The sequence below is a fragment of the Streptomyces sp. NPDC026206 genome, assembly GCF_040638465.1.
Classification (GTDB): domain Bacteria; phylum Actinomycetota; class Actinomycetes; order Streptomycetales; family Streptomycetaceae; genus Streptomyces.
The window spans coordinates 42038-61294 of sequence record NZ_JBEZYL010000004.1; the positions used below are offsets into that span (position 1 = coordinate 42038).

Genomic DNA, 19257 nt, shown 5'->3' on the forward strand with positions numbered 1-19257 from the left:
AGCGGGTTTAGATGCCGCGTAGTCTCAAGAAGGGGCCCTTCGTCGACGACCACCTCATCAAGAAGGTGGATGTCCAGAACGAAGCCGGCACCAAGAACGTCATCAAGACCTGGTCCCGTCGCTCCATGATCGTGCCGGCCATGCTCGGCCACACGCTCGCGGTGCACAACGGCAAGACGCACGTCCCGGTGTTCGTCACCGAGTCGATGGTCGGCCACAAGCTCGGCGAGTTCTCGCCGACCCGCACCTTCCGCGGCCACGTCAAGGACGACCGCAAGTCGAAGCGCCGCTAGGCGGGGTGTGAACGACTATGACTGACACCGAAGGGACAACCATGGAAGCCAGGGCCCAGGCGCGGTACATCCGCGTCACGCCCATGAAGGCCCGCCGAGTGGTGGACCTCATCCGTGGCATGGACGCCACGGAGGCTCAGGCGGTCCTGCGTTTCGCCCCGCAGGCCGCGAGCGTGCCGGTTGGCAAGGTGCTGGACAGCGCCATTGCCAACGCCGCGCACAACTACGACCACACGGACGCTTCTTCGCTGTTCATCAGCGAGGCGTTCGTGGACGAGGGCCCGACCCTGAAGCGGTTCCGTCCGCGTGCCCAGGGTCGTGCCTACCGGATCCGCAAGCGGACCAGCCACATCACCGTGGTCGTCAGCAGCAAGGAAGGAACCCGGTAATGGGCCAGAAGGTTAACCCGCACGGGTTCCGGCTCGGCATTACCACCGACTTCAAGTCGCGTTGGTACGCCGACAAGCTGTACAAGGACTACGTCAAGGAAGACGTTGCCATTCGTCGCATGATGACGAAGGGCATGGAGCGCGCCGGTATCTCGAAGGTTGAGATCGAGCGCACCCGCGACCGCGTCCGCGTTGACATCCACACCGCCCGCCCGGGCATCGTCATCGGCCGCCGTGGCGCCGAGGCCGACCGCATCCGTGGCGAGCTGGAGAAGCTGACCGGCAAGCAGGTCCAGCTGAACATCCTCGAGGTCAAGAACCCCGAGGTGGACGCTCAGCTGGTGGCCCAGGCCGTCGCCGAGCAGCTGTCCTCCCGCGTCTCCTTCCGTCGCGCCATGCGTAAGAGCATGCAGTCGACGATGAAGGCCGGCGCCAAGGGCATCAAGATCCAGTGTGGTGGCCGTCTCGGCGGCGCCGAGATGTCCCGCTCGGAGTTCTACCGCGAGGGCCGTGTGCCGCTGCACACCCTCCGCGCGAACGTCGACTACGGCTTCTTCGAGGCCAAGACGACCTTCGGTCGTATTGGCGTCAAGGTCTGGATCTACAAGGGCGACGTCAAGAACATCGCCGAGGTCCGCGCCGAGAACGCCGCCGCTCGTGCGGGCAACCGCCCGTCGCGTGGTGGCGCCCAGGACCGCCCGGCCCGTGGTGGCCGTGGTGGCGAGCGTGGCGGCCGCGGCCGCAAGCCGCAGCAGGGTGCCGAGGCCCCCAAGGCCGAGGCCACCGCTGCTCCGGCTGAGTCCACCGGAACGGAGGCCTGACCGACATGCTGATCCCTCGCAGGGTCAAGCACCGCAAGCAGCACCACCCCAAGCGGAACGGCATGGCCAAGGGTGGCACTGAGCTCGCCTTCGGTGAGTACGGCATCCAGGCCCTGACCCCGGCCTACGTGACGAACCGGCAGATCGAGTCCGCTCGTATCGCCATGACCCGTCACATCAAGCGCGGCGGCAAGGTGTGGATCAACATCTACCCGGACCGTCCGCTGACGAAGAAGCCGGCCGAGACCCGCATGGGTTCCGGTAAGGGTTCTCCGGAGTGGTGGATCGCGAACGTCAAGCCCGGTCGGGTGATGTTCGAGCTGTCCTTCCCGAACGAAAAGGTTGCCAAGGAGGCGCTCACCCGCGCCGCCCACAAGCTTCCGATGAAGTGCCGCATTGTTCGGCGCGAGGCAGGTGAGTCGTGATGGCCGCTGGTATCAAGGCGACCGAGCTGCGTGAGCTGAACGACGAGGACCTCGTCGCGAAGCTCCGTGAGGCCAAGGAAGAGCTGTTCAACCTCCGCTTCCAGGCGGCGACCGGGCAGCTCGAGAACCACGGTCGGCTCAAGTCCGTCCGTAAGGACATCGCCCGGATCTACACCCTGATGCGCGAGCGCGAGCTGGGCATCGAGACGGTGGAGAGCGCCTGATGAGCGAGAAGAATGTGACTGAGACGAACGAGCGCGGTTTCCGCAAGACCCGTGAGGGTCTCGTCGTCAGCGACAAGATGGACAAGACCGTCGTCGTCGCTGTCGAGGACCGTGTCAAGCACGCGCTGTACGGCAAGGTCATCCGCCGTACGAACAAGCTCAAGGCGCACGACGAGCAGAACGCTGCCGGCGTCGGCGACCGCGTCCTCATCATGGAGACGCGTCCGCTGTCGGCGAGCAAGCGCTGGCGCATCGTCGAGATCCTCGAGAAGGCCAAGTAATTTCTGAGGGGGTTTCCCCTCGGATAAGTTCCGCCAGGCTCGGTGTGGGGCCTCGCAGCCTCCAGCAGGAGGCTTGAGGCCCCCGCCGGGAACCGGCAGACGATCAGGAGATAGACGTGATCCAGCAGGAGTCGCGACTTCGCGTCGCCGACAACACTGGTGCCAAGGAGATCCTTTGCATCCGTGTTCTCGGTGGCTCGGGTCGCCGCTACGCGGGCATCGGTGACGTCATCGTCGCCACCGTCAAGGACGCGATCCCCGGTGGCAACGTGAAGAAGGGTGACGTCATCAAGGCCGTCATCGTTCGCACCGTCAAGGAGCGCCGCCGTCCCGACGGCTCGTACATCCGTTTCGACGAGAACGCCGCTGTCGTTCTCAAGAACGACGGTGACCCCCGCGGCACCCGTATCTTCGGCCCCGTGGGCCGAGAGCTGCGCGAGAAGAAGTTCATGAAGATCGTCTCGCTCGCGCCGGAGGTGCTGTAACCGATGAAGATCAAGAAGGGCGACCTGGTCCAGGTCATCACCGGTAAGGACAAGGGCAAGCAGGGCAAGGTCATCGTGGCCATGCCCAGCGAGAACCGCGTCCTCGTCGAGGGTGTCAACCGGGTCAAGAAGCACACCAAGGCCGGCCAGACCGCTCGCGGTTCGCAGACCGGCGGCATCGTGACGACCGAGGCCCCGATCCACGTGAGCAACGTTCAGCTCGTCGTGGAGAAGGACGGCAAGAAGGTCGTCACCCGTGTCGGTTACCGCTTCGATGACAACGGCAACAAGATCCGCGTTGCCAAGCGCACCGGTGAGGACATCTGATGACTGCCACCACCAACGCGCCGCGTCTCAAGCTGCGCTACCGCGAAGAGATTGTCGGCAAGCTGCGTGAGGAGTTCTCCTTCGAGAACATCATGCAGGTTCCCGGCCTGACCAAGATCGTGGTCAACATGGGTGTGGGCGACGCCGCCCGCGACTCCAAGCTGATCGAGGGCGCCATCCGCGACCTCACCACGATCACCGGTCAGAAGCCCGCCGTGACCAAGGCCCGCAAGTCCATCGCGCAGTTCAAGCTGCGTGAGGGCCAGCCGATCGGCGCCCACGTCACCCTCCGTGGCGACCGCATGTGGGAGTTCCTGGACCGCACCCTGTCGCTGGCGCTCCCGCGCATCCGCGACTTCCGTGGTCTGTCCCCGAAGCAGTTCGACGGTCGGGGTAACTACACCTTCGGTCTCACGGAGCAGGTCATGTTCCACGAGATCGACCAGGACAAGATCGACCGGGTCCGGGGTATGGACATCACCGTGGTCACCACGGCGAAGAATGACGATGAGGGCCGTGCGCTGCTTCGTCACCTCGGCTTCCCGTTCAAGGAGAACTGACCGTGGCGAAGAAGTCCCTGATTGCCAAGGCGGCGCGCAAGCCGAAGTTCGCGGTTCGCGCGTACACCCGCTGCAACCGCTGCGGCCGCCCGCACTCCGTGTACCGCAAGTTCGGCCTGTGCCGCGTGTGCCTTCGTGAGATGGCTCACCGTGGCGAGCTGCCGGGCGTGACCAAGAGCTCCTGGTAACAACCCACTTGGGTTGACCAGGGCTCTCGGTAAGCATCAAGGACGGTGGGGCCCAGTCCTTCACTCGCGTAGAGTTGAAGGGTTGGGCGCCCGCCGCCCATGACCGTCTTACTACGCCGTAGGTCCCCGCGCCGCACCCGCTCCGACTCTGTTCGGGGAGAGGGATGGCGCACATAGGAAACCCCGGCGAGAGAGGCCGAAGGCCAAACATGACCATGACCGATCCGATCGCAGACATGCTGACCCGTCTGCGGAACGCGAACTCGGCTTACCACGACTCCGTGGCGATGCCCCACAGCAAGATCAAGGCGCACATCGCCGAGATCCTGCAGCAGGAGGGCTACATCGCCGGCTGGAAGGTCGAGGATGCCGAGGTCGGCAAGAAGCTCGTCGTCGACCTGAAGTTCGGCCCGAACCGTGAGCGCTCCATCGCGGGCATCAAGCGGATCTCGAAGCCGGGCCTCCGGGTCTACGCAAAGTCCACCAACCTGCCGAAGGTCCTCGGCGGCCTGGGCGTGGCGATCATCTCCACGTCCCACGGTCTCCTGACCGGCCAGCAGGCCAGCAAGAAGGGCGTGGGTGGGGAAGTCCTCGCCTACGTCTGGTAATCGGGAACGGAGGAATAGCTAATGTCGCGTATTGGCAAGCTGCCCATCCAGGTTCCCGCTGGTGTGGACGTCACCATTGATGGCCGCGCGGTTCAGGTCAAGGGCCCCAAGGGCACCCTGACCCACGTCATCGCCGCGCCCATCGAGATCGCCAAGGGCGAGGACGGCGTTCTGAACGTCATCCGCCCCAACGACGAGCGTCAGAACAAGGCCCTGCACGGCCTGTCCCGCACGCTGGTGGCGAACATGATCACCGGCGTGACCCAGGGCTACAGCAAGGCTCTTGAGATCAGCGGTGTCGGTTACCGCGTCCAGGCGAAGGGCTCCAACCTGGAGTTCGCCCTGGGCTACAGCCACCCGATCCTGATCGAGGCCCCCGAGGGCATCACCTTCAAGGTCGAGTCGCCCACCAAGCTCAGTGTCGAGGGCATCGACAAGCAGAAGGTCGGCGAGGTTGCCGCCAACATTCGCAAGCTTCGCAAGCCTGACCCTTACAAGGCCAAGGGCGTGAAGTATGCGGGTGAGGTCATCCGCCGCAAGGTCGGAAAGGCTGGTAAGTAAGCCATGGCATACGGTGTGAAGATCGCCAAGGGTGACGCGTACAAGCGCGCCGCCGCGAAGCGCCGCCACATCCGCATCCGTAAGCGGATTTCGGGTACGGCCGAGCGTCCTCGCCTGGTCGTGACGCGTTCCAACCGTCACCTGGTGGCTCAGGTCATCGACGACGTTCAGGGTCACACCCTGGCGTCGGCGTCGACCCTGGACGCCTCCATCCGCGGTGGCGAGGGCGACAAGAGCGCCCAGGCCACGAAGGTGGGCGCCCTGGTCGCCGAGCGTGCCAAGGCCGCCGGCGTCGAGGCCGTCGTGTTCGACCGCGGTGGCAACCAGTACGCCGGGCGCATTGCCGCTCTGGCGGACGCCGCCCGCGAAGCCGGGCTGAAGTTCTAAGCCCCGGTTCCGGAGCTAGCGGACGTAACAGAGAGAGGTAAATCCAATGGCTGGACCCCAGCGCCGCGGAAGCGGTGCCGGTGGCGGCGAGCGGCGGGACCGGAAGGGTCGCGACGGTGGCGCTGCCGCCGAGAAGACCGCGTACGTTGAGCGCGTAGTCGCGATCAACCGCGTCGCCAAGGTTGTCAAGGGTGGTCGCCGCTTCAGCTTCACCGCGCTGGTCGTGGTGGGCGACGGTGACGGCACGGTCGGTGTCGGTTACGGCAAGGCCAAGGAAGTTCCGGCTGCCATCGCCAAGGGCGTTGAAGAGGCCAAGAAGAACTTCTTCAAGGTCCCCCGTATCCAGGGCACCGTCCCGCACCCGATCACGGGCGAGAAGGCGGCCGGTGTCGTGCTGCTCAAGCCCGCTTCCCCCGGTACCGGCGTTATCGCCGGTGGCCCGGTGCGAGCGGTGCTCGAGTGCGCGGGCATCCACGACATCCTGTCGAAGTCGCTCGGTTCGTCGAACCCGATCAACATCGTGCACGCCACGGTGGCTGCGCTTCAGGGCCTTCAGCGCCCCGAGGAGATCGCTGCCCGTCGTGGCCTGCCGCTGGAGGACGTTGCTCCCGCCGCTCTGCTGCGGGCGCGTGCAGGGGCGGGTGCGTAATGGCTCGCCTCAAGGTCACGCAGGTCAAGTCCTACATCGGCAGCAAGCAGAACCACCGCGACACCCTTCGTTCGCTTGGTCTCAAGCGCATGAACGATGTGGTTGTCAAGGAGGACCGTCCCGAGATCCGCGGCATGGTGCAGACCGTCCGCCACCTCGTGACGGTTGAGGAGGTCGACTGACATGGCGGAGAACAACCCGCTGAAGGTCCACAACCTCCGTCCTGCCCCGGGCGCCAAGACCGCCAAGACCCGTGTGGGTCGTGGCGAGGCGTCCAAGGGTAAGACCGCAGGTCGTGGCACCAAGGGCCAGAAGGCCCGCTACCAGGTTCCGGAGCGCTTCGAGGGCGGGCAGATGCCCCTCCACATGCGTCTCCCGAAGCTCAAGGGCTTCAAGAACCCCGCCCACAAGCAGTTCCAGGTCGTGAACCTGGACAAGCTGGCCGCGCTCTACCCGCAGGGTGGCGAGGTTACGGTGGCCGATCTGGTCGCCAAGGGTGCTGTTCGCAAGAACGAGCTCGTCAAGGTCCTTGGCCAGGGCGAGATCTCCGTGGCGCTGCAGGTGACGGTCGACTCCGTCTCCGGCTCCGCCCAGGAGAAGATTGCCGCCGCCGGCGGCACCGTCACCGAGCTCATCTGAGCCCGTTGATCTGACAACCGGGGATGTCCCAAAAGGGGCATCCCCGGTTGGTCGTTCCAAGGGGGGCACGGTCGCCGGTAAGGTGGCGTGCACTGTTAACCTCCGCACGGCCTGTGTCCGTGCGGATTTTGACTGATACGTAATCCGTCAGGTTTCTGTCGATCCTTCAAGACCGTCACCTCTCACGCAGCCACGTGGGAGGCGCAGGAGGCACCGTGCTCACCGCGTTCGCCCGGGCGTTCAAAACGCCCGACCTGCGCAAGAAGCTGCTGTTCACGCTGGGCATCATGGTCCTCTTCCGGCTCGGGGCACATGTGCCCGTGCCGGGCGTCGACTATCAGAACGTCCAGACGTGCATGGACCAGGCCAAGAGCGGGATGGGCCTTTTCGGCCTCGTGAACATGTTCAGCGGTGGTGCGCTGCTTCAGATCACGATCTTCGCGCTGGGGATCATGCCGTACATCACGGCGAGCATCATCCTTCAGCTGCTCACCGTCGTCATTCCGCGACTTGAGGCCCTCAAGAAGGAGGGCCAGTCCGGACAAACCAAGATCACGCAGTACACGCGCTATCTGACCGTCGCCCTCGCCGTACTCCAGGGCACCGGCCTCGTGGCCACCGCGCGCAGCGGTGCGCTCTTCGGGAACTGCACGGTCGGGAACCAGATCGTTCCCAACCAGTCGATCTTCACCACGGTCGTCATGGTCATCACCATGACCGCGGGTACCGCGCTCATCATGTGGCTCGGTGAGCTGATCACCGACCGCGGCATCGGCAACGGCATGTCCATCCTGATGTTCACCTCCATCGCGGCCGGCTTCCCGGGCGCCCTGTGGGCGATCAAGATGCAGGGCAAGCTGATGGGCGGCTGGCTGGAGTTCAGCCTGGTGATCCTCTGCGGTCTGGCCATGGTCGCGCTGGTCGTCTTCGTCGAGCAGGCCCAGCGCCGCATCCCGGTGCAGTACGCGAAGCGCATGATCGGCCGCCGTTCCTACGGCGGCACGTCCACCTACATCCCGTTGAAGGTGAACCAGGCCGGTGTGATCCCGGTCATCTTCGCCTCGTCGCTGCTCTACATCCCGGCGCTGCTGGTGCAGTTCACGGGATCCAAGGCGGGCTGGGCGAACTGGGTCCAGGCCAACCTGGTCAAGGGTGACCACCCGATCTACATGGTCACGTACTTCCTGCTGATCGTTTTCTTCGCCTTCTTCTACGTCGCCATCTCCTTCAACCCCGAAGAAGTTGCCGACAATATGAAGAAGTATGGTGGTTTCATTCCGGGCATCCGGGCCGGTCGTCCCACCGCGGAGTACCTGAGCTACGTGCTGAACCGCATCACGTGGCCTGGCTCGCTCTACCTGGGCCTGATCGCCCTGGTGCCCACCGTGGCACTGGTCACACTCAACGCGAACCAGAACTTCCCGTTCGGGGGAACCAGCATCCTGATCATCGTGGGTGTCGGTCTGGAGACTGTGAAGCAGATCGAGAGCCAGCTTCAGCAGCGCAACTACGAAGGGTTCCTCCGCTGATGCGAATCGTCCTCGTCGGCCCGCCCGGCGCCGGCAAGGGTACGCAGGCCGCGTACCTCGCCAAGAACCTCGCGATCCCGCACATCTCGACGGGTGACCTTTTCCGGGCGAACATCAGCCAGGGCACGCCGCTCGGCCAGAAGGCCCAGGAGTACATGCGGGCCGGCCAGCTGGTGCCGGACGAGGTCACCATCGGGATGGCCAAGGACCGCATGCAGCAGCCGGACGCCGCCGACGGTTTCCTGCTGGACGGCTTCCCGCGCAACCTGGCCCAGGCCGAGGCGCTGGACGAGATCCTCAAGGTCGACGGACTGCGGCTCGACGCCGTCCTGGACCTGGAGGTCCCGGAGGACGAGGTCGTCAAGCGGATCGCCGGTCGCCGGATCTGCCGCAACGAGAGCAGCCACGTCTTCCACGCGATCTACAACGCGCCGAAGACCGAAGGTGTCTGCGACATCTGCGGCGGCGAGCTGTACCAGCGCGAGGACGACAGCGAGGAGACTGTCCGCAAGCGGCTGGAGGTCTACCACAGCGAGACCGAGCCGATCATCGACTACTACAAGGCCCAGGGCCTGGTGGTGACGATCTCGGCGCTCGGCAAGGTCGCCGAGGTCACCCAGCGGGCGATGGCCGCGCTCGAGCGCGACGCCGCCTGAGGGACCCAGCAGTACGGATACGGCCGCGATGCCCACCAGGGCATCGCGGCCGTATTGTGTAGGGGCCTGCCGCGCCCTCGCGCTGAGTGACGCTCCGGCTCCGCCGGGCGTCGCCGGCCGTCCGGGCCGCGCGGCACGCCAGGCGGCCCCGGGCCGCCGGAGCCCCGGCCGAGCCGTGGGCGAGCCCAGTCGTCGGTTCAGGAAAGGCTTCAGCCGCAATGGTCGAGATCAAGACCCCGGAGCAGATCGCGAAGATGCGCGAGGCGGGGCTTGTCGTCGCCGCCATCCACGCGGCCACCCGGGAAGCCGCCGTTCCCGGTGCCACGACCAGGGACCTGGACGAGGTGGCCCGCAAGGTGCTCGCCGAGCACGGGGCCAAGTCGAACTTCCTCGGGTACGGCGGTTTCCCCGCCACGATCTGCACCTCGGTCAACGAGGTCGTCGTCCACGGCATCCCGGACACCAGGACCGTCCTGAAGGACGGCGACATCATCTCCATCGACGCCGGCGCCATCGTGGACGGCTGGCACGGTGACGCGGCCTTCACGGCCTTCGTGGGCACCGGTCACGCCCCGGAGCTCATCGAGCTCTCCCGGGTGACCGAGGAGTCCATGTGGGCCGGTATCGCGGCCGTGCGCAACGGCAACCGCCTGGTGGACATCTCCAAGGCCATCGAGGGCTACATCCGCCGCCAGCCCCGCCCGGCCTCCGGCAAGTACGGGATCATCGAGGACTACGGCGGCCACGGCATCGGCTCCGAGATGCACATGGACCCGCACCTGCTGAATTACGTCTCCCGCAAGCGCGGCAAGGGTCCCAAGCTCGTTCCCGGCTTCTGCATCGCCATCGAGCCCATGGTGAGCCTGGGCACCGCCCGTACGCACGTCCTCGAGGACGACTGGACCGTACTGACGGACGACAAGAGCTGGTCCTCGCACTGGGAGCACTCCGTCGCCCTGACGGAGCAGGGCCCCCTGGTGCTCACGGCGGTCGACGGCGGCCGGGCGAAGCTGGCGGAGTACGGGGTCACGGCGGCGCCCGACCCGCTGGCCTGAGTCACCCCGGCGCGCCGGCGTAAGGATCTTCTCGGCGGGGCAAGGACCCTGGATTAGTCTTTCCGGTTGCCCTGACGTAGACTGATGCGTCGGCTCTCGTGTATCCGCATGCCTGCGTGCATATGGGGGAGTCGATCAAGGTAGCCGATTCGAAAGGCGAAGCGTGGCCAAGAAGCAAGGTGCCATCGAGATCGAGGGCACCGTGATCGAGTCTCTGCCGAACGCGATGTTCAAGGTAGAGCTCCAGAACGGTCACAAGGTCCTCGCGCACATCAGCGGCAAGATGCGGATGCACTACATCCGCATCCTTCCGGATGACCGGGTCGTCGTGGAGCTGTCTCCCTACGACCTGACGCGTGGCCGGATCGTCTACCGCTACAAGTAGATCTTGTCGGCGCCCCGCTCGCACGGGGTGACGGCACTGACCCGGAGAACCTCACACCCATGAAGGTCAAGCCGAGCGTCAAGAAGATCTGCGACAAGTGCAAGGTGATCCGCCGCCACGGCCGGGTCATGGTCATCTGCGACAACCTGCGCCACAAGCAGCGCCAGGGCTGACGCAGAACCTGCACTCCGCAGTTTCTTCGCGCGACGCACAGCAAATACGTACATACGCAGAGCCCGTCCAGCCCAGGCTGGCGACACCTCCGGCGGGGGCCGGGGACCCGGAACGTACCTTGTACGGCGGCCGGGAGCGGTTCTGTGTCAGACCCCCGAGAACATCTGGAGCCATTGAATGGCACGCGTTTCCGGTGTTGACATCCCGCGTGAAAAGCGCGTGGAGGTTGCACTCACCTACGTCTTCGGCATCGGCCGCACCCAGTCGCAGGCGACTCTCGCCGCCACTGGCGTGAACCCGAACACCCGCGTTCGTGACCTTCCCGAAGAGGACCTGGTCAAGATCCGCGAGTACGTGGACGCCAACCTCAAGACCGAGGGTGACCTCCGTCGCGAGATCCAGGCCGACATCCGCCGCAAGGTCGAGATCGGCTGCTACCAGGGTCTGCGTCACCGTCGTGGCCTGCCGGTCCACGGTCAGCGCACCAGCACGAACGCTCGTACCCGCAAGGGCCCGCGTCGCGCGATCGCCGGCAAGAAGAAGCCGGGCAAGAAGTAGTCCTCAGCGGACGCTCACCAGCGGTCTTCGCTGTAGGACCGATCACCTCCACTCCACAGGAGTAAGACATGCCCCCCAAGGGTCGTCAGGGCGCAGCCAAGAAGGTGCGTCGCAAGGAAAAGAAGAACGTCGCTCACGGCCACGCGCACATCAAGAGCACGTTCAACAACACCATCGTTTCGATCACCGACCCTTCGGGCAACGTGATCTCCTGGGCCTCCGCCGGCCACGTCGGCTTCAAGGGCTCGCGCAAGTCCACCCCCTTCGCCGCGCAGATGGCCGCCGAGTCGGCTGCCCGTCGCGCGCAGGAGCACGGCATGCGCAAGGTCGACGTCTTCGTCAAGGGTCCGGGTTCCGGTCGTGAGACCGCCATCCGTTCGCTGCAGGCGACCGGCCTCGAGGTTGGCTCCATCCAGGACGTCACCCCCACCCCGCACAACGGCTGCCGTCCGCCGAAGCGCCGCCGCGTCTGATCCCCGGGGTCGCTGACCCTAGGAATCCGCGCGCCGCTTCACACGGCACTTCGGGCGGTACGGCTCTTCGGGGCCGTGCCGCCCGTACCCTTGACCTAGGCATCAAATAGTGGGTGCCTAAGACTGAGAGGCAACAACTCATGCTGATCGCTCAGCGTCCCTCGCTGACCGAAGAGGTCGTCGACGAGTTCCGCTCCCGGTTCGTGATCGAGCCGCTGGAGCCGGGCTTCGGCTACACCCTCGGCAACTCCCTGCGTCGTACGCTCCTCTCCTCGATCCCGGGTGCGGCGGTCACGTCCATCCGCATCGACGGTGTCCTGCACGAGTTCACCACCGTGCCGGGCGTCAAGGAGGACGTCACCGACCTGATCCTGAACATCAAGCAGCTGGTCGTCTCCTCGGAGCACGACGAGCCGGTCGTGATGTACCTGCGCAAGCAGGGTCCGGGTCTGGTCACCGCCGCCGACATCGCCCCGCCGGCCGGCGTCGAGGTGCACAACCCCGACCTGGTCCTGGCGACCCTGAACGCCAAGGGCAAGCTGGAGATGGAGCTGACCGTCGAGCGCGGTCGCGGCTACGTCTCCGCCGTCCAGAACAAGCAGGTGGGCCAGGAGATCGGCCGTATCCCGGTCGACTCCATCTACTCGCCGGTTCTCAAGGTCACCTACAAGGTCGAGGCGACCCGTGTCGAGCAGCGCACCGACTTCGACAAGCTGATCGTCGACGTCGAGACCAAGCAGGCCATGCGCCCGCGCGACGCCATGGCGTCCGCCGGTAAGACCCTGGTCGAGCTGTTCGGTCTGGCCCGCGAGCTCAACATCGACGCCGAGGGCATCGACATGGGCCCGTCCCCCACGGACGCCGCCCTTGCCGCCGACCTGGCGCTGCCGATCGAGGAGCTCGAGCTCACCGTTCGGTCCTACAACTGCCTCAAGCGCGAGGGCATCCACTCCGTGGGTGAGCTCGTCGCCCGCTCCGAGGCGGACCTGCTCGACATCCGCAACTTCGGTGCGAAGTCGATCGACGAGGTCAAGGCGAAGCTGGCCGGCATGGGCCTGGCCCTCAAGGACAGCCCGCCCGGATTCGACCCGACCGCTGCCGCCGACGCCTTCGGCGCCGACGACGACGCGGACGCGGGTTTCGTCGAGACCGAGCAGTACTGATCCGGCCCCGTCCGGTGACCGAGGCCTTGTCCTCGATCGCCGGACGGGCTTGATCTGCACACTTCCGGTGGGCAACCGCCCACTGGGACCTGACATCGGTACCTGATACGGCCGGTGCAGAGAACAAGGAGAAACACCATGCCGCGTCCCACCAAGGGTGCCCGTCTGGGCGGCGGTGCCGCGCACGAGAAGCTGATGCTGGCGAACCTCGCCAAGTCTCTCTTCGAGCACGGCCGCATCACCACGACCGAGGCCAAGGCCCGCCGCCTGCGTCCGGTCGCCGAGCGTCTGATCACCAAGGCGAAGAAGGGCGACATCCACAACCGTCGCCAGGTGCTGCAGACGATCACGGACAAGGGCATCGTTCACGTGCTCTTCACCGAGATCGCTCCGCGCTTCGCCGAGCGTCCGGGTGGCTACACCCGTATCACCAAGATCGGCAACCGTCGTGGCGACAACGCCCCGATGGCTGTGATCGAGCTGGTCGAGGGCGAGATCGCCAAGAAGGCGACCGTTGCCGAGGCCGAGGCCGCCACCAAGCGTGCGGTCAAGGAGTCCGAGGCTGCCGCCGAGGCTCCGGCCGAGGAGTCGAAGGACGCCTGACGCTCCCTCCTGGCGCCGCCTTCGGCGCAGGAGGGGCCCAGCCTGGGCCGTCTGGACGGGTCCGCTCCTACGGGGCGGGCCCGTTCCGCATTTCTGAGAGGAACACTCGGTGAGTGACGAGGTGGAGCCCGGGTTCGTCCGGGTGCGGCTGGACCTGTCGTACGACGGCAGGGACTTCTCCGGCTGGGCCAAGCAGCGTGAGGGCCAGCGCACGGTCCAGGGCGAGATCGAGGCCGCGATCCGGACCGTGACGCGGTCCCAGGAGACCTACGAGCTGACGGTCGCCGGCCGTACGGACTCGGGTGTGCACGCGCGGGGCCAGGTCGCTCATGTCGATCTTCCGGCGGAGGTTTGGGCCGAGCACGAGGACAAACTGCTGCGCCGGCTCGCCGGACGGCTGTCCCACGACGTCCGGGTGTGGAAGGTCGCCGAGGCTCCGGCCGGGTTCAACGCGCGCTTCTCCGCGATCTGGCGGCGGTACGCCTACCGGGTCGTCGATCACACCGCCGGTGTGGATCCCCTGTTGCGCGGTCATGTGCTCTGGCACGACTGGCCGTTGGACGTCGACGCGATGAACGCCGCCGCCCGGCAGCTGGTCGGCGAACACGACTTCGCCGCGTACTGCAAGAAGCGCGAGGGCGCGACGACGATCCGTACGCTCCAGCAGCTGAGCTGGGAACGGGACGCCTCCGGCGTCATCACGGCCACCGTGCGGGCGGACGCCTTCTGCCACAACATGGTGCGGTCGCTGGTGGGCGCCATGCTGTTCGTGGGTGACGGGCACCGGCCGGTGGACTGGCCGGGCAAGGTGCTTCGCGCGGGGGTGCGCGATTCGGCGGTGCATGTGGTGCGGCCGCACGGGCTGACGCTGGAGGAGGTCGGGTATCCGGCGGACTCCGAGCTTGCCGCGCGGAATCTTGCGGCGCGCAATAGGAGGACGTTGCCGGGGGCTGGGTGCTGTTAGGTGTGTGAGGGCGGGGTGGGATTTTCCCCGCCCCGCCCTTTCGCCGTTTCTTGTCCTCAAACGCCGGACGGGCTGGTTGTTGTCCTCAAACGCCGGACGGGCGTGATGTGCCCCCGTCCGGCGATTGAGTGTCAGGCCTCTTCGGAGGCCGTCAGGTTGACCGCCAGGTCGCTGTTCACCGTGAAGTACGGGCGGACGCCTGCGACCGTTGGGTAGAGGTCGGTCTTGTTGCGGTCGACGATGTCGCCGATGAGGCGGCCGATCTTCACCGGCTGTGCGTCGGGGGCGAGCCGCAGGGCCAGGTCCCACGTCGTGGCGCCGGTGCCGGTGCGGGCCGCGCGCAGGCGCTCGTAGGGGACGGTGAAGCGGTAGGCCGTGGCGTCCACGACCTCGACGTCCACGGTCACCTCGGACGCGGCCTCGCCGCGCGGGGTGCCGAGGACGACCGGGTTGCTGTCGGCGGTGAACTCCGTGCCGTGCAGGGTGCCTTCAACGGTGAACGCGTCGCCGGCTGCCTGTACGGAACGGGCCTCGGCGTGTGCGTGGCGGTGCCAGGCCCGCAGGGCGAGGTAGCCGTCCACGGTCGGGTACGGCACCCACCAGGTGAACGGGGCACCCGGCAGTGGCTCCAGGTCCACCAGGCCGCGGCCCTCGGCGAGATGGGACACCACGCGGCGGCGGGCCCTGTCCTCGGCCCGTACGACGTGCAGGTCCCAGCGGCCCTCGCCCAGCCGCATGCGGGCGCGTTCGAGCACGGCCGTGTACGGGCCGGTCCCGTCGGCCGGGGGCCGCAGGGCGACCTCGACGGGCCTGCCCTCCTTGCGGCGGGTGACCGTGAGGGAGAGCTCGTCGCCGCTGATGCCCTTGCTGTCCACGGAGAGAAGGATGTCGCCGTCGGCGCCGACGCGGCAGGAGGCGACCGGGCGCAGCGGTTTGAGGGTGGTCTTCGCCGCCGGAGCGGCGGGGGAGGCGATGGCCGGGCGGCGGCGCAATGGCCGGACGATCCTGCCGACCGTGCGGCGCAGCCGCTTCGCGAGCGGTACGTGGCGGGCCGGGGAGTCCGCCTCGGGCTCGGGCTCCGGCTCGGGGGTGGCTCCGGGTGCGGGCTCTTCGGCCGCGGGGCGGGGGCCGCCGAGGCTGTCGATGAGCTCCAGGTAGGCGTCGGCGATGCGTTCGGGGGCGTACCGCTGAGCGGAGACGCGGGCGGCGGCGCCCATGGTGCGGCGCAGCTCGTCGTCCTCGATGAGCTTGAGCAGGCCCTTGGCGATGGCGTCGCTGTCGCCGACGGGGACGAGCAGGCCGTCCTCGCCGTCGGTGATGATCTCGCCGGGGCCGTGCGGGCAGTCGGTGGCGACGACGGGGACGCCGCAGCCCATGGCCTCGACGATCGTCATGCCGAAGGACTCCTCGCGGGAGGTCACGGCGGCGATCGAGCCCTTGGCCCACTCGGTCTCGATGGGGGAGTGGGCACCCATGAGCGTGACGGCCTCGTTCAGGCCGAGGGTGTCGATCTGTGCGCGCAGCTTCGCCAGTTCGGGGCCGCGGCCGTAGATGCGCAGCTTCCAGTCGGGCCGGGTGGCCGCGACGGTCTCCCAGGCCTTGACGAGCAGGTCGTAGCGCTTGACGGGGATGAGCCGGCCTGCGGCGACGACCAGCTTGGCGCTGCCGTCGGAGGGCTCGACCTCGGACGGGGGGCAGCCGTTGGGCAGGCAGGTGATCGCGGTCCTGGCGTCGGGGAACTGTTCCCGGTGGGTGTTCGCGTCCGCTTCGGAGACCGTGGTGTGCGCGTCGAGGCGGGGGATGGCCGCGTCCTGGTAGGCACGGATGGTCGGCTCGTGGGTGCCGTAGATCCGGTGCTCCTGGCCGATCCGCAGGTAGCGGTCCTGGCCGAACTCGGCGAGGTACATCACCAGCCCGGGGCGGGTGGCGATGACGACGTCGGCGTCGGTGCGCGCCAGGTGTTCGGCGACCCGCTCGTCGGTGAGGGCGCTGAAGTGCGCGCCCTTGGCCTCGACCGGGGGGACGTACCGGCTGTCCTCGGAGAGCAGCGGGTGGTCGCGGTCGGCGCCCTTCTCGGCGCGCCGGTCGATGAGATTGACCAGCTTGACCTTGCGGTGCAGGGGGAGCCGGGGTTTCTCGCCGCTGCGGATGGTGGACACGATCTCCACGTCGTGCCGGGCGGCGAGGGCGCCGGCGACGTTGAACGTGGAGCGGATGGTGCCGCCGATGCCGTAGGCGTTCTGCAAAAGGAAAGAGATCTTCATGGCGGTGGTGTGCGCGACGCGCCGAGGGCGCCGCGGCCGTCCTTCCCCCTGGCCTGGGTGGTGTCCTGGTCTTCCCTTGCTGATCGGCCCGGCGGTTCCGCGTGGCCCGAACCGCCGGTTAAGACCGTTGGGAGGGATTTCAGTTGCCTGCGCAGCCTACATTGTGGCTTGGGTCACGTCGCAAGAAGGTGTGGGGCGAGGACCGCTCGGTGGAGCGCTGGGAGGCGGGAAGCGTGAGGGCGAAGGTGGCGGTGGTGGTCTCCGCGGTCGCGGTGCTGGGGCTCGCGGCCGGTTGTGGCGGCGGGTCCGGCGGTGCGGGGGGCGGAAGGACAGCCGGGGACGCCGAGGACAAGGACGAGCGGCAGGTGGTGCGGGTGCTGAGCCATGCCCAGCTCAGGCATGTGGAGCTGGGGCCGAAGGAGGTGCCGGGCTTCGTGGTCGAGAAGGCGTCGGCGGGCACGGCCGGGCACGGGCTGCCCAGCACCGGCAGCGAGGCCTGCCGGCCGCTGGTGGTGGCGCTGGGCTCGCAGCCGCAGCCCGCGCCCGAGGCCTCGGTGGTCAACACCTTCGCCAAGGCGAGCACGGAGCAGGGCTTCCAGGGGCTGCTCGGCACGATCCGGGTCTCGGCGTACGAGGGTGACGGCGCGCAGAGCACGCTGCGGGAGCTGCGGTCGGCGGCGCAGGGGTGTGCGGGCGGGTTCCGGATGAAGACCGGTGAGGGCCAGCCGCAGCGGTTCGAGGAGGTGCGTACGCTCCCGGCGCCCCGGCTGGGTGACGAGGCGATGGCGTACCGCCTGGTGAACGCGGCGGAGAAGGCGCCGAGCCTGGTCACGGTCGTACGGACGGGGTCGACCCTGTCCATGTTCTTCGCGACGCACCTGTCCGACCCGGGGGCCGTGGAGATCCCCGAGCAGCTGATGGCGGCGCAGGTGGCGAAGGTGGAGAGGCTCCAGCGTGCGGAGCGGCCGCCCACGGCGCCGCCTCCGCACGCGGGCCCCGGTCCGGGGCCCGCCGAGGACGGCGAGGGCGGCGAGGCGGGCGACAGCGACGGCGCGGACTAGGCCCGGACCCGGCGCGCGGCCGCCCCGGCGCTCCGGTCGCCCGGCTGCTCCGGCTGCTCCGGCCGCCCGGCCACTTCGGCGCCCTGGCCGCTCCGGCTGCTCCGGCTGCTCCGGCCGTTTCGGTCGCCCGGTCGCGTCGGCCGCTCCGGTCGCCCGGCTACTTCGGTCGCCCGGCCACTTCGGTGGCCTCGGCTGCTCCGGTCGCCCGGCCACTTCGGTGGCCTCGGCTGCTCCGGTCGCCCGGCCACTTCGGCGCCCTGGCCGCTCCGGCTGCCCCGGCCGTCCTGGTCGCCCCGGCCGCCCCGGCCGCCCCGGCCACTTCGGTGGCCTCGGCTGCTCCGGCCGCCCGGCCACTTCGGCGCCCTGGCCGCTCCGGCTGCCCCGGCCGTCCCGGCTGCCCCGGCCGTCCCGGCCGCTCCTGCCCCGCGGGTCAGTCCTTGGGGGACGCGGAGCCGGACGGCTCGGCCGCCCGTGACTCCTTGGCGGAGGGCTTGGGCGAGGCCTTGCCGGACGGTTTCGGCGACGCCGCGTCCGTCGCCTGGGCGGTGGCGCGGTACATGATGCGCCGGAAGGTGTAGCCGGCGACGTCCCGGCCGGCCTGCAGGGCCTTGGTGTCGTCGGAGGGGACGGCGCTGCCGTTGGTGTAGCCGGCGACGGTGAAGTAGGCGTAGCGGCCCTCGGCGTTCGCGGTCAGCCGGCAGGCGGTGGCGCGGCAGAAGGCGGGGCCGTCGTCGCCGGCGAGGGCGGTGATGTTGCCGGTGGCCTGCGCCTTCGCCTTGTCGGCGGCGGCCTTGTCGGCGAAGACGGCGACGCCGACGGTGACGGCGACCCCGTCCCGTTCGTACGTGGCGCGCATGACCTTCTGGCAGCCGTTGCCGGCGAGGACCTGGCCGAGGCCGCCCTGGGTGGCGGAGGCGCAGTCGGTGGTGGTGTCCGTGGCGGACCGCTTGTAGGTGCGCTTGTCGAGGACCGGCTTGGAGTGCGGGAAGAGCGTCTTGGTGGACAGCGGCGCCTTGTCCTTCTCCTCGCTGGAGATGAACTCGCGCGGGTTGGGCGGGGCCACCTGGGAGAACGACGGCTCGGGGGTGCCGGCCGAGGCGCTGGGCAGCTTCTCGGCGGCCGGCAGGGCCTTGCCGCCCTTGTCCGACTTCATGACGGCCGTGGCCACGATCGCGGCGACCGCGCCGGTGGCCAGCACGCCGCCGCCCAGCAGCAGCCACTTGCGGCGGCGGCCGCGCGCGGCCGTCTCCTCGGCGAGCCGTCCCCAGTCCGGGGCGCCCGGGCCGCCGTGCTGGGGTATCCCGGGTATCTGCTGTTGCCAGCCGGGTGCCTGGGCGGTGCCCGGGTGGACCTGCGGCGGCAGCTGAGGCGCGTGGGGCGCCTGTGGTGGTTGCGATGCCTGTGGCGCCTGGGGTGGCGGTGGCCCCCACGGCGGCGTGGACGGCTGATCCCCCGGGGCCTCGTGCGGCCCTCCCTGCCCAAAGCTCATGGCGTGCATCGTAAACCGGTTGGGTCGGTGCCCCGGGAGCGGCGAC

General features: G+C 68.1%; 29 protein-coding genes. 27 read left to right on the forward strand and 2 right to left on the reverse strand.

Translation table 11 applies throughout. The annotated features are described in order from the left end of the window. Positions 1 to 11: 11 nt before the first annotated feature. The 26 genes from rpsS (at position 12) to truA (ending at position 14397) form a co-directional block, all read left to right on the forward strand. Positions 12 to 293: a 30S ribosomal protein S19 gene (rpsS, locus tag AB0F13_RS08615; RefSeq protein WP_301886640.1), complete on the forward strand. Its 282-nt coding sequence runs from the start codon at positions 12 to 14 to the stop codon at positions 291 to 293. 41 nt (positions 294 to 334) lie between these two features. Beyond that, positions 335 to 682, forward strand: a complete 348-nt coding sequence (gene rplV, locus AB0F13_RS08620; RefSeq protein ID WP_030359020.1) for a 50S ribosomal protein L22 — start codon at positions 335 to 337, stop codon at positions 680 to 682. Then, positions 682 to 1503, forward strand: coding sequence for a 30S ribosomal protein S3 (gene rpsC, locus AB0F13_RS08625; protein WP_362077335.1), 822 nt, complete (start codon positions 682 to 684; stop codon positions 1501 to 1503). Before rplV ends, rpsC begins: the two co-directional genes overlap by 1 nt. A gap of 5 nt (positions 1504 to 1508) precedes the next feature. Then, positions 1509 to 1928: a 50S ribosomal protein L16 gene (gene rplP / locus AB0F13_RS08630; RefSeq protein ID WP_030368409.1), complete on the forward strand. Its 420-nt coding sequence runs from the start codon at positions 1509 to 1511 to the stop codon at positions 1926 to 1928. Further along, positions 1928 to 2152 carry a 50S ribosomal protein L29 gene (gene rpmC / locus AB0F13_RS08635; RefSeq protein ID WP_030368408.1) on the forward strand — a complete coding sequence of 75 codons (225 nt, stop codon included), beginning with the start codon at positions 1928 to 1930 and terminating at the stop codon, positions 2150 to 2152. The genes rplP and rpmC overlap by 1 nt, the downstream gene beginning before the upstream one ends. Next, positions 2152 to 2433 carry a 30S ribosomal protein S17 gene (rpsQ, locus tag AB0F13_RS08640; RefSeq protein ID WP_030026328.1) on the forward strand — a complete coding sequence of 94 codons (282 nt, stop codon included), beginning with the start codon at positions 2152 to 2154 and terminating at the stop codon, positions 2431 to 2433. The genes rpmC and rpsQ overlap by 1 nt, the downstream gene beginning before the upstream one ends. Positions 2434 to 2549: 116 nt before the next feature. Continuing rightward, on the forward strand, positions 2550 to 2918 hold the full coding sequence (rplN, locus tag AB0F13_RS08645) for a 50S ribosomal protein L14 (protein ID WP_030368406.1): 369 nt from the start codon (positions 2550 to 2552) through the stop codon (positions 2916 to 2918). A gap of 3 nt (positions 2919 to 2921) precedes the next feature. Next, positions 2922 to 3245 (forward strand): 50S ribosomal protein L24, encoded by a 324-nt coding sequence (rplX, locus tag AB0F13_RS08650; protein ID WP_071964542.1) that lies wholly within the window; start codon positions 2922 to 2924, stop codon positions 3243 to 3245. Continuing rightward, the gene (rplE, locus tag AB0F13_RS08655) at positions 3245 to 3805 is read left to right on the forward strand and encodes a 50S ribosomal protein L5 (protein WP_362077340.1); all 561 of its coding nucleotides are present in this window, start codon (positions 3245 to 3247) and stop codon (positions 3803 to 3805) included. The genes rplX and rplE overlap by 1 nt, the downstream gene beginning before the upstream one ends. Before the next feature lie 2 nt (positions 3806 to 3807). Further along, a complete protein-coding gene (locus AB0F13_RS08660) occupies positions 3808 to 3993 on the forward strand; it encodes a type Z 30S ribosomal protein S14 (RefSeq protein WP_071964550.1) in 186 nt (61 codons plus the stop codon). Positions 3994 to 4202: 209 nt separating this feature from the next. Then, on the forward strand, positions 4203 to 4601 hold the full coding sequence (gene rpsH, locus AB0F13_RS08665; protein ID WP_071964540.1) for a 30S ribosomal protein S8: 399 nt from the start codon (positions 4203 to 4205) through the stop codon (positions 4599 to 4601). A gap of 21 nt (positions 4602 to 4622) precedes the next feature. Further along, positions 4623 to 5162 carry a 50S ribosomal protein L6 gene (rplF, locus tag AB0F13_RS08670; protein WP_362077344.1) on the forward strand — a complete coding sequence of 180 codons (540 nt, stop codon included), beginning with the start codon at positions 4623 to 4625 and terminating at the stop codon, positions 5160 to 5162. 3 nt (positions 5163 to 5165) lie between these two features. Then, positions 5166 to 5549, forward strand: coding sequence for a 50S ribosomal protein L18 (gene rplR, locus AB0F13_RS08675; RefSeq protein WP_362077347.1), 384 nt, complete (start codon positions 5166 to 5168; stop codon positions 5547 to 5549). Between the two features lie 46 nt (positions 5550 to 5595). Beyond that, positions 5596 to 6198, forward strand: coding sequence for a 30S ribosomal protein S5 (rpsE, locus tag AB0F13_RS08680; protein WP_362077350.1), 603 nt, complete (start codon positions 5596 to 5598; stop codon positions 6196 to 6198). Next, positions 6198 to 6380, forward strand: a complete 183-nt coding sequence (gene rpmD / locus AB0F13_RS08685) for a 50S ribosomal protein L30 (RefSeq protein ID WP_030368398.1) — start codon at positions 6198 to 6200, stop codon at positions 6378 to 6380. Before rpsE ends, rpmD begins: the two co-directional genes overlap by 1 nt. 1 nt (position 6381) lies before the next feature. Next, positions 6382 to 6837 (forward strand): 50S ribosomal protein L15, encoded by a 456-nt coding sequence (gene rplO, locus AB0F13_RS08690; RefSeq protein ID WP_362077353.1) that lies wholly within the window; start codon positions 6382 to 6384, stop codon positions 6835 to 6837. Between the two features lie 215 nt (positions 6838 to 7052). Further along, complete coding sequence (secY, locus tag AB0F13_RS08695; RefSeq protein WP_362077355.1) at positions 7053 to 8366, forward strand: preprotein translocase subunit SecY; 1314 nt, start codon at positions 7053 to 7055, stop codon at positions 8364 to 8366. Beyond that, on the forward strand, positions 8366 to 9022 hold the full coding sequence (locus tag AB0F13_RS08700) for an adenylate kinase (RefSeq protein ID WP_362077357.1): 657 nt from the start codon (positions 8366 to 8368) through the stop codon (positions 9020 to 9022). Before secY ends, AB0F13_RS08700 begins: the two co-directional genes overlap by 1 nt. Before the next feature lie 218 nt (positions 9023 to 9240). Further along, positions 9241 to 10077: a type I methionyl aminopeptidase gene (gene map, locus AB0F13_RS08705; RefSeq protein WP_362077360.1), complete on the forward strand. Its 837-nt coding sequence runs from the start codon at positions 9241 to 9243 to the stop codon at positions 10075 to 10077. A gap of 163 nt (positions 10078 to 10240) precedes the next feature. Next, positions 10241 to 10462, forward strand: a complete 222-nt coding sequence (gene infA, locus AB0F13_RS08710) for a translation initiation factor IF-1 (RefSeq protein WP_003956442.1) — start codon at positions 10241 to 10243, stop codon at positions 10460 to 10462. Between the two features lie 59 nt (positions 10463 to 10521). Continuing rightward, positions 10522 to 10635 carry a 50S ribosomal protein L36 gene (rpmJ, locus tag AB0F13_RS08715; RefSeq protein ID WP_003956441.1) on the forward strand — a complete coding sequence of 38 codons (114 nt, stop codon included), beginning with the start codon at positions 10522 to 10524 and terminating at the stop codon, positions 10633 to 10635. Between the two features lie 178 nt (positions 10636 to 10813). Further along, positions 10814 to 11194 carry a 30S ribosomal protein S13 gene (gene rpsM / locus AB0F13_RS08720; RefSeq protein ID WP_362077363.1) on the forward strand — a complete coding sequence of 127 codons (381 nt, stop codon included), beginning with the start codon at positions 10814 to 10816 and terminating at the stop codon, positions 11192 to 11194. A 68-nt stretch (positions 11195 to 11262) separates the two neighbouring features. Continuing rightward, positions 11263 to 11667, forward strand: a complete 405-nt coding sequence (rpsK, locus tag AB0F13_RS08725) for a 30S ribosomal protein S11 (protein ID WP_003956432.1) — start codon at positions 11263 to 11265, stop codon at positions 11665 to 11667. Positions 11668 to 11807: 140 nt separating this feature from the next. Beyond that, positions 11808 to 12830, forward strand: coding sequence for a DNA-directed RNA polymerase subunit alpha (locus AB0F13_RS08730; RefSeq protein ID WP_004946635.1), 1023 nt, complete (start codon positions 11808 to 11810; stop codon positions 12828 to 12830). 138 nt (positions 12831 to 12968) lie between these two features. After that, positions 12969 to 13433: a 50S ribosomal protein L17 gene (rplQ, locus tag AB0F13_RS08735; protein ID WP_030368392.1), complete on the forward strand. Its 465-nt coding sequence runs from the start codon at positions 12969 to 12971 to the stop codon at positions 13431 to 13433. 109 nt (positions 13434 to 13542) lie between these two features. Further along, positions 13543 to 14397: a tRNA pseudouridine(38-40) synthase TruA gene (gene truA, locus AB0F13_RS08740; RefSeq protein ID WP_362077366.1), complete on the forward strand. Its 855-nt coding sequence runs from the start codon at positions 13543 to 13545 to the stop codon at positions 14395 to 14397. 131 nt (positions 14398 to 14528) lie between these two features. Here the strand turns inward: truA and AB0F13_RS08745 are convergent, their stop codons facing one another. After that, a complete protein-coding gene (locus tag AB0F13_RS08745; protein WP_362077369.1) occupies positions 14529 to 16661 on the reverse strand; it encodes a glycosyltransferase family 4 protein in 2133 nt (710 codons plus the stop codon). A 209-nt stretch (positions 16662 to 16870) separates the two neighbouring features. On the opposite strand from AB0F13_RS08745, the gene AB0F13_RS08750 reads away from it, so the two are divergent. After that, positions 16871 to 17722 carry a hypothetical protein gene (locus AB0F13_RS08750; RefSeq protein ID WP_362077372.1) on the forward strand — a complete coding sequence of 284 codons (852 nt, stop codon included), beginning with the start codon at positions 16871 to 16873 and terminating at the stop codon, positions 17720 to 17722. Positions 17723 to 18152: 430 nt separating this feature from the next. On the opposite strand, the gene AB0F13_RS08755 is transcribed toward AB0F13_RS08750, so the two are convergent. Next, complete coding sequence (locus AB0F13_RS08755) at positions 18153 to 19211, reverse strand: hypothetical protein (protein WP_362077375.1); 1059 nt, start codon at positions 19209 to 19211, stop codon at positions 18153 to 18155. Between the last annotated feature and the right edge of the window lie 46 nt (positions 19212 to 19257).

Excerpts from the sequence above, each read along its gene's own strand:
- rplQ (WP_030368392.1), top strand. The coding sequence starts at position 12,969 with ATGCCGCGTCCCACCAAGGGTGCCCGTCTGGGCGGCGGTGCCGCGCAC.
- rplE (WP_362077340.1), top strand. The coding sequence starts at position 3,245 with ATGACTGCCACCACCAACGCGCCGCGTCTCAAGCTGCGCTACCGCGAA.
- rpsC (WP_362077335.1), top strand. The coding sequence starts at position 682 with ATGGGCCAGAAGGTTAACCCGCACGGGTTCCGGCTCGGCATTACCACC.
- AB0F13_RS08730 (WP_004946635.1), top strand. The coding sequence starts at position 11,808 with ATGCTGATCGCTCAGCGTCCCTCGCTGACCGAAGAGGTCGTCGACGAG.
- rplF (WP_362077344.1), top strand. The coding sequence starts at position 4,623 with ATGTCGCGTATTGGCAAGCTGCCCATCCAGGTTCCCGCTGGTGTGGAC.
- rpmJ (WP_003956441.1), top strand. The coding sequence starts at position 10,522 with ATGAAGGTCAAGCCGAGCGTCAAGAAGATCTGCGACAAGTGCAAGGTG.
- rpsM (WP_362077363.1), top strand. The coding sequence starts at position 10,814 with ATGGCACGCGTTTCCGGTGTTGACATCCCGCGTGAAAAGCGCGTGGAG.
- AB0F13_RS08745 (WP_362077369.1), bottom strand. The coding sequence starts at position 16,661 with ATGAAGATCTCTTTCCTTTTGCAGAACGCCTACGGCATCGGCGGCACC.
- AB0F13_RS08755 (WP_362077375.1), bottom strand. The coding sequence starts at position 19,211 with ATGAGCTTTGGGCAGGGAGGGCCGCACGAGGCCCCGGGGGATCAGCCG.
- map (WP_362077360.1), top strand. The coding sequence starts at position 9,241 with ATGGTCGAGATCAAGACCCCGGAGCAGATCGCGAAGATGCGCGAGGCG.
- rpsH (WP_071964540.1), top strand. The coding sequence starts at position 4,203 with ATGACCATGACCGATCCGATCGCAGACATGCTGACCCGTCTGCGGAAC.
- rpsS (WP_301886640.1), top strand. The coding sequence starts at position 12 with ATGCCGCGTAGTCTCAAGAAGGGGCCCTTCGTCGACGACCACCTCATC.
- rplV (WP_030359020.1), top strand. The coding sequence starts at position 335 with ATGGAAGCCAGGGCCCAGGCGCGGTACATCCGCGTCACGCCCATGAAG.
- rpmC (WP_030368408.1), top strand. The coding sequence starts at position 1,928 with ATGGCCGCTGGTATCAAGGCGACCGAGCTGCGTGAGCTGAACGACGAG.
- rplX (WP_071964542.1), top strand. The coding sequence starts at position 2,922 with ATGAAGATCAAGAAGGGCGACCTGGTCCAGGTCATCACCGGTAAGGAC.
- rpsQ (WP_030026328.1), top strand. The coding sequence starts at position 2,152 with ATGAGCGAGAAGAATGTGACTGAGACGAACGAGCGCGGTTTCCGCAAG.
- rplP (WP_030368409.1), top strand. The coding sequence starts at position 1,509 with ATGCTGATCCCTCGCAGGGTCAAGCACCGCAAGCAGCACCACCCCAAG.
- rpsK (WP_003956432.1), top strand. The coding sequence starts at position 11,263 with ATGCCCCCCAAGGGTCGTCAGGGCGCAGCCAAGAAGGTGCGTCGCAAG.
- rplO (WP_362077353.1), top strand. The coding sequence starts at position 6,382 with ATGGCGGAGAACAACCCGCTGAAGGTCCACAACCTCCGTCCTGCCCCG.
- rplR (WP_362077347.1), top strand. The coding sequence starts at position 5,166 with ATGGCATACGGTGTGAAGATCGCCAAGGGTGACGCGTACAAGCGCGCC.
- AB0F13_RS08700 (WP_362077357.1), top strand. The coding sequence starts at position 8,366 with ATGCGAATCGTCCTCGTCGGCCCGCCCGGCGCCGGCAAGGGTACGCAG.
- rpsE (WP_362077350.1), top strand. The coding sequence starts at position 5,596 with ATGGCTGGACCCCAGCGCCGCGGAAGCGGTGCCGGTGGCGGCGAGCGG.
- rpmD (WP_030368398.1), top strand. The coding sequence starts at position 6,198 with ATGGCTCGCCTCAAGGTCACGCAGGTCAAGTCCTACATCGGCAGCAAG.